The sequence below is a fragment of the Thermofilaceae archaeon genome, assembly GCA_038731975.1.
In the GTDB taxonomy this organism is placed as follows: domain Archaea; phylum Thermoproteota; class Thermoprotei; order Thermofilales; family Thermofilaceae; genus JANXEW01.
The window spans coordinates 1-6988 of sequence record JAVYQJ010000041.1 but is presented as its reverse complement, the minus strand read 5'-3'; the positions used below and the strand labels follow the sequence as shown (position 1 = coordinate 6988).

The following is a 6988-nucleotide window of genomic DNA, read 5'->3' as shown; positions in this document are numbered from 1 at the left end:
AGCGGCTAGCCTTCGAATGAGCAGCTCCCTCAATCTGAGCTTCAGCGAGTTCTCGGTCTCGGGTAGCCCTGCGACGATGTCGCTGAGGACCCTGATCAGCGGCTTCGAGGATGCGTGCCTCACAGAGGGGGGCTGGAAGCCCGAGAGATCGATGATGATCCTCGCGAGAGCGGCGAGGGGGATGGCGAGGGCGACAAGCCAGGCGATCTCAATCGAGTAGCCGGACAGCAGGTGGGCTAGAGCTGCAGCCGCAGCGATGGCTACCGCGGTAGCTATGATCCGCTTAACCCTCAACCGCGCCACCCGCGAGCGAATCCCTGATCGCGGTGAAGCAGGTGAGCGCGACTCTCCTCATCCCCTCATCTATGTAGTGGTCGCTGTACCTCGCCTCCTCGAACAGCCTGACGAGCCTCTCGAGCGGGGCTGGCTCCAGCCTCTCGAAGTGCCTCAGCGCTGCGCGAGCCACCTCCCTGGCTGTCATCTCCTCGCTCACGGGGACGCCTCTCTCCCGAAGGAGCCTGCACAGCTTGAGGAAGTAGGAGACGACAGCCCCCCTAGGATCCCCGCCTTCCTCGACCTCTCGGATGGCCTCCTGCGTCGCTTCGAGCAGCTCCAGCTCGCCGGCGTCCATTTGCTCCTCGGTCGGCTGCGGGCTACGCGACTCGATCCAAGCGCTGACAGCTGCGTAGGCGACTACGACGGCCAAGAGGGTGAGGAGCACGCCAACTACGGCTCCCAGAGGCCAGCTCGAGGAGGGCAAAGCTTCCGATGCTTCCTCAGATGGGTAGCTGCCGCCCGCTTCTCCCCCCTCACCGGGTTCGCCGCCCTGGTCTGGTTGCTGAGCCCCCGTTGAGTCGGGTTGCTGGACTGGAGGCTCGGGAGCTTCAGGCTGCCTCGGCGCGATTCTACCTGCGAGGCCGATGAGTAGGATTAAGGGTGATACTATCAAGGCGAGCTGCAGCAGAACGGCGAGAGGGAGCAGCCACCAGGGACCCCTCCTTCTACGCTTCAAGGCCTGCTTGAACAGCTCCTTGAACCCTTCCGCGAAGAGGGGAACCACGAGGGCTGCGGCTACGAGCAGCGCAAGGGGGAGGAGCCGTGAATCGAGGTGAAGCTTGGGCAGGCCGCCAGCACCGGCTGTGCTCGTCAAGCTGCTGGCTGCTATCGATGCTGCGAGAACCGCATACGCTGCCGTAAGGGCCAGTCTCGATCGAGGCATGCGCCCTCAACGTCCTCTGCCAGCCTTAATATAAAGCTACGCACCGCAAGAAAAAGACTTTAAGTTAAATTGGGGGATTGCCTACTCCGACCCTACGACCTCAGCTGTAGCGTAGCGCGCCCAAACCCTAGTCACGCGGACTTTAACCACGTCACCAGCCTTCGTGTTGGGCACGAAAATCGTGTAGCCCTTCGCCTTCCCCATTCCATCGCCACGCCGGCTCACGCCGAAGATGCGGAGCGTAAGCTCCTCACCGACTTCAAGATTCTCGAGAGGAGCTTGACGTGGAGGACCTCTACGCGGTCTTCGCGGACCCCTTCTTCTCTCACTCCCATATTCCTCCATTTATCCCATTCCAGCCAGTTCCCTGGCAGGGGCTTTGCCTGTTGAACCCTTTTAAACCTACCGCTAACTGTGCGAAAGAGGAGCTTCAAAAAATCGGAAAAGGGATGCTCGATTGCTTAGCCAACATGTATTCGAGTTGAACCATGCTGGGTGGGGATCGCCTGTAAAGGGCGAGTCGGAGCCTGGCGCGAGTTAACCCTTAAAGCCTGCGGGAGAAGTTTTGGTGGGCGCGGGTGACGAACGCCTGCGAAGCAGTGGAAAGGGTGAAGAGTGCCAAACCGGCTGACGCGCCCCCTTGGGCGTGCTTTCCCCCGCAACCGCAGCAGGGTATTGTTCTAGCTGAACGGTACGGCGATTTCAAGCGCGGATCCTTCACCTGAGAGTCAGTAAGTGGCTAGGCCCGGACGGAAGCCTTATCTGCAGGCTATCACCAGTTGCCCGTGGAGGAGCGAGTGGACTTGGAACAGTGCGTTAACGGGTTGATGGAGGCCTGCCTAAGGAATCAGAGCTTCTTCGAGTCCGTTGTAAGAGTACTCATGTGCACAGTCGATTTCGAGGATAGGCTCGCGAAGCGGAAGAGAGTTAAAGCTTCGGTGAAGACGGTTCTAACGGTTCCTGCACCTTTTTCCGGTAGTGCTCCCGCCAACGGCTCCCAGCAGGAGCTACCCCTCCTCCTCGCGTTCGAGACTGTTGGGGGTGGCGTCGTGTACATCGCCGACAAGGGTTACGCAGCAGTCTTGGAGGCTTGGGAGAAGGGGGTCGCTGAGATTCAGGCAGAGGTTTACATGCCGCCGTACCGCCTGCCTAGCGCGCGGAAGCTCACGATCGAGCGGAGGGAGCCCGGGTGGGTCACGATAGTCGGTGGAACTCCACCCGTGATCTCAGTGCCAGTGGGCAGCGAGGAGCATTTTCAGACCCTACTACGGCTGCTCGAGCTAAGGGGTGTTAAACCTGAAATCCGCTGAGAGAGTGCAGCCTGAGTTCCCCGGTCTACGGGAAACGCGCAAGCGGGCTTTGGCCTACGCTCAGCCTCAGTCCTTTCCATTGCGGCTGGAAGCTAGCATCAGTTTTCCGGGAGAACACTTATTACGCGTCTCTTCGTCAAACACGGCGTGGGAAACGGCCTGGAGGAGCTCCTGGTATCCGTTTTTGAGGGGGCAGCATCGCAGGTGCCTTTCAACATCCGTCACGAGTACTGGTACCACTTCAACAAGCGCGCTGGAACACTGCCGCGAGAGTACGAGGGGTTGGATCTGCCCGACATTTGTGAGCGGTGGGGTGCTACCTGGCGCTGCTATAGCGGTTACTACGTTGAGAGCTGCGTAAAGGTGGAGTATGAAGGTGTTGAGTTCAGGGTGGAGAGGATCGGCGAGAGGAGAGAGCTCCACCTTGCCATCACCCCCTACGGTACGTTGAGAAGGGTTGTCGCTTACGACCTCTACGGGCTTTCCGCGCAAACCCTCGAGTATCCCATTAAGGGGGTAGGCGATTTTAAGCCGCTGGAATACGTGCTCGAGAGCGTTAAAGTCAAGTTCGATCACGCTGCTTACGAGCGACTCAGAGCGAGGGTGGGAACGCGAGGCTTTGTAACCTTCTTCTTCCCGCACAGCCCCCTTCAAGCCCTCTTCCTCGACTGGGCGGGGATCCCCACGACGGCGAGGCTGCTTAGGCTCGAGAAGCGTAGGACGGAGGAGCTCATGGGCGTCATCAACGAGCACAACTGGGAGTTCTACAGGGAGCTGGCGAAGTCTCCAATGAGGGTGCTCAACCTGGGGGAGAACATCGACGCCAGAATCACCTCTCCGGAGCTCTTCAAGAGGTACTGCGTGCCGGTGTACAGGGAAGCTGCAGACTACCTGCACAGCTTCGGCAAGTACGTGCATATACATGTGGACGGGTACGCGAGAAAGCTGCTACCTCTACTGAGAGAGACGGGGCTTGACGGCGTGGAAGCGCTAACGCCGAAACCGGCCGGCGACTTCACCTTAGAGGAAGCTAAGCGCGAGCTGGGCGATATGGTCGTCCTGGACGGCGTACCGTACCTCCTCTTCCTACCGCACATCGAGAGGGATCTTCTGAGGAGGTTCGTCGAGAGATTGATCGAGCTCTTCAAAGGTAGGCTCATCCTGGGCATCTCGGACGAGCTCCCGCCACCCGCGGACCTAGAAAGGATCAGACTCATCTCTGAGATCCTCAGGGAAGCGGGAGGCTAGGTTGAACCCGCTGGATTGGCTCTATCGCCCTCCACCGCTGCGGGTTTCACGATCAGCGCGCGCTAACGAGTTTGAACTGGGGTATCACGCTGGAACACACCGCGAAACTACAGCAGTCATTAGGGGCTTATTACCCCGCTATTAACCACTGGGTGGAGGAGTACCCTCTTGAACCCCTACCGCCAAGGTGAGAGCATGGCCAAGAGGGCGAAAAACCTCGAAGTTCGTTTTGAGCCTCGCACTCAGATTGTGAGTTTCCACGTGCCGAAGGCTTTGTTGGAGGCTTTGGATCGATTGGTGGAGATTGGCGTTTTCAACAACCGGAGTGAAGCCATACGGACAGCCCTCTTCAACCTCCTCCGAGAACACAGAGACGTAATCGAGAAAAGGCAGCTAACAGTAGGGTACAGGTAAAGCGTTTTAAGCATCGATCGCGCTTTCTTTACGTGCTTGTACTCAAAGTCTGTAGAGGGGAGGAGGCTCGAAGGATCGACGCGAGGGCGTCGGATGAGTACGGCATCGACCCCCTCCTTCTGATGGAGGACGCTGGAACCGCCGTCTACGCGGTCGTGATGAAGCTTTTCGGTTCAGCTCAGAGGGTGGCTGTTGTAGCAGGCGTCGGAAACAACGGCGGCGACGCGCTCGTAGCGGCTCGGAGGCTGCACGCCGCGGGCGTCGAAGTGAGAGTGGTCGTCGTGGGGGACCCCTCGCGGTACCCGGAGCCGGCTAGGAGGAACTACGAGCTCGCAGCGAGGCTGGGGCTCCCCATCCACCACGTGAGGGGGGTTGAGGAGCTGGAAGTACTCAGGCAGGCGCTCGACTGGTGCACGGTGGCCATCGTCGGCCTGATCGGGGTGGGGCTGAGGGGCGAGGTTAGGGGCCTCTACAGGGAGGCTATCGAGCTGATCAATGGGAGCGGGAAGCCGGTGGTGAGCGTCGACATCCCCTCGGGCATCGACGCGGACAGCGGTAGGGTGATGGGCTCCGCCGTCAAGTCGGCGGCCACGGTGACCTTCGGCCTACCAAAGATCGGTAACATCCTCTACCCCGGGTTCCACTACTGCGGGAGGCTCTACGTCTCCCCCCTCTCCTACCCCCGTCAACTCCTCGAGAGCGAGGAGATCAAGGTGGAGCTGAACAAGCCCCTGCAGCCGCCGGAGAGGGTGAAGTGGGGGCATAAGGGGACCTTCGGGAAGCTGCTCGCGGTCGCCGGCGCCCGCTACTACTACGGCGCCCCCTACTACGTCGCCTACTCCTTCCTGAGGGCTGGGGGCGGGTACTCGAGGCTCGCGGCACCGAAGTCCGTCGTGCCGTACGTGGCCGCTAGGTGCAGTGAGGTCGTCTACATCCCGCTCGAGGAGACGAGCGAGGGCACGATCTCGCGCGCGAACCTCGACTACCTCCTCGAGCTGGTGGAGGAGCAGGGCATCGACATCGCAGCGATCGGCCCCGGGACCTCGCTCAACGAGGAGACGCAGCAGCTGATCAGGGAGCTGACAGCTTCCCTGAAGATCCCGGTAATCGTGGACGGCGACGGGATCACAGCGGTGGCGAAGGATCCCGATGCGGTGAAGGGGAGGAGCGCCCCGACGATCATCACGCCCCACCTGATTGAGTTCTGCAGGCTCACCGGCATGGAGCCCAGCGAGGTGCAGGCAGACCCCGTCGGTTCGCTCCAGAAGGCGTGCAGCAGCCTCAAGGCGTACATCGTTATGAAGGGTGCTCACTCGCTGATCGGCTACCCCGACGGCCGCGTCTACATCAACATGACTGGGAACCCCGGGATGGCGAAGGCGGGCTCCGGCGACGTTCTCACAGGCACGATAGCGGCGATGTGGGGCATCGGCTTCAGAGATCCCGGGCTGGCGGCTCGGATGGGCGTCCTCGTCCACGGGCTCGCGGGCGATCTAGCGGCCGAGCAGCTGGGCGAGGACGGTGTCACGCCGGACGATATTCTTTCCCAGCTGCCGGCGGCCGTCAGGATGCTGAGGGAGAAGCCCGAGGAGATCGAACGTAGGTACTTCCCGGAGGTGATCTAGCTGCCCTCCTGCTGAAAAGTTGAAGTTGGCCGGTTACCGGCTTCCCGATGCCGATCTACCTTGCGCTGAGGGAGCCCGGGGGGAGCGAGGCGCGGAACCTCCTTTGCCTGAGGGAGGCGGCGCGGCTCAAGGGTAGCTTGATCGGCGTCTACTACAACCCGCAGCTGCGCAGGCTGCTCGCAGTCTTCAAGGTCCCTCCCGATGCTAGGCTCGACGAGTCCGTCTTCGAGAGGGTCGATCCCTCGGTCATCGAAGCATCATACAGGATGGAGTGCCCGAAAGGCTGCGGTCGATGCTGCGCGGTCTTCAGCGGCGCCTTCGTGCTGGACGTCGAAATCCGCAAGCTGCCGAGCGAGGTGAGGCGGAGGATTGAGGCGCAGCCAAGCCGCCTTGTGGAGACCGTGAGGGGGCTCGTGCGGGTCTACGAGCTCGGCACGGGTCCTGCGGGAAGGTGCATCTTCTTCAACGTTAAGCAGCGGAGTTGCCAGCTGGAGAGCTACGGGAGGAGCTGCAAGCCTATCATCTGCCTCCTCACCTACTGTACGATCTTCGCGAGCAGGAGTGGGAGGCTGTACCTCAAGGTTCGCGCCCGCGAAGTGCACGGCCGCTACGAGATGATCTACCGGGAAGCGACAGAGGAGGAGTGGAGGAGAGCGATTGAGAGCTTGACCCGGACAGTGAAGCGGGCGATGGCCCGGAAAGAGGGGCCAAGCTAGCCGCTTGGGGGCCACTCGAGAGGGCGGATCTGAGCGCGCTAGGCAGCGGCTCAGGCGGTGGGACTAACGGCATCACCCGTCAGCCGAAACCTCCATCGTCACAGCCGCTGGAAGCGTGACTGGCGGAGCCTTTTATGGCTTAAGTCTGCTGATTTGGCTACTGCCCCCGAAGCTTTTTCAACGGGCGCTGTTCGCGTAGGAGCGCACCATTCACTAGTTCAGCGGCTCAACGTTTTTTCCAATAACCTACCTTCATGCTAGTTTACCTTATGGTTTCGTTTCCTAGGGATAGCGCTTAAAAGGTGCACGGCGGTTACCCCTACGCCATGAGCTGGCACTCGATGAGCATCGAAGAGGTTCTAGAGAAGCTTGGCACCAGCAAGGCGGGGCTCAGCAGCGAGGAGGCTCGAAGGCGGCTTAGGGAGTACGGGCCGAACGAGCTGGTCGAGAAGAAGG

General features: G+C 60.8%; 8 protein-coding genes. 5 read left to right on the top strand and 3 right to left on the bottom strand.

Features of this window, described 5'->3' with window-relative positions:
• The 3 genes from QXF46_08810 to QXF46_08800 form a co-directional block, all read right to left on the bottom strand.
• On the bottom strand, positions 1-294 hold a 294-nt coding region (locus tag QXF46_08810), incomplete at its 3' end, for a hypothetical protein (GenBank protein MEM0226959.1).
• The gene (locus tag QXF46_08805) at positions 284-1219 is read right to left on the bottom strand and encodes a DUF4129 domain-containing protein (GenBank protein MEM0226958.1); all 936 of its coding nucleotides are present in this window, start codon (positions 1217-1219) and stop codon (positions 284-286) included. The genes QXF46_08805 and QXF46_08810, both read right to left, overlap by 11 nt.
• Before the next feature lie 81 nt (positions 1220-1300).
• On the bottom strand, positions 1301-1564 hold the full coding sequence (locus QXF46_08800; protein ID MEM0226957.1) for a TRAM domain-containing protein: 264 nt from the start codon (positions 1562-1564) through the stop codon (positions 1301-1303).
• Between the two features lie 440 nt (positions 1565-2004).
• Here QXF46_08800 and QXF46_08795 point away from each other — a divergent pair, with 440 nt between their 5' ends.
• The 5 genes from QXF46_08795 (at position 2005) to QXF46_08775 (ending at position 6532) form a co-directional block, all read left to right on the top strand.
• On the top strand, positions 2005-2529 hold the full coding sequence (locus tag QXF46_08795) for a hypothetical protein (protein ID MEM0226956.1): 525 nt from the start codon (positions 2005-2007) through the stop codon (positions 2527-2529).
• 147 nt (positions 2530-2676) lie between these two features.
• Complete coding sequence (locus tag QXF46_08790) at positions 2677-3777, top strand: uroporphyrinogen decarboxylase family protein (GenBank protein ID MEM0226955.1); 1101 nt, start codon at positions 2677-2679, stop codon at positions 3775-3777.
• 195 nt (positions 3778-3972) lie between these two features.
• Positions 3973-4191, top strand: a complete 219-nt coding sequence (locus QXF46_08785) for a ribbon-helix-helix domain-containing protein (protein MEM0226954.1) — start codon at positions 3973-3975, stop codon at positions 4189-4191.
• 32 nt (positions 4192-4223) lie between these two features.
• A complete protein-coding gene (locus QXF46_08780; protein MEM0226953.1) occupies positions 4224-5816 on the top strand; it encodes an NAD(P)H-hydrate dehydratase in 1593 nt (530 codons plus the stop codon).
• A gap of 47 nt (positions 5817-5863) precedes the next feature.
• The gene (locus tag QXF46_08775) at positions 5864-6532 is read left to right on the top strand and encodes a hypothetical protein (GenBank protein ID MEM0226952.1); all 669 of its coding nucleotides are present in this window, start codon (positions 5864-5866) and stop codon (positions 6530-6532) included.
• Positions 6533-6988: the final 456 nt, after the last annotated feature.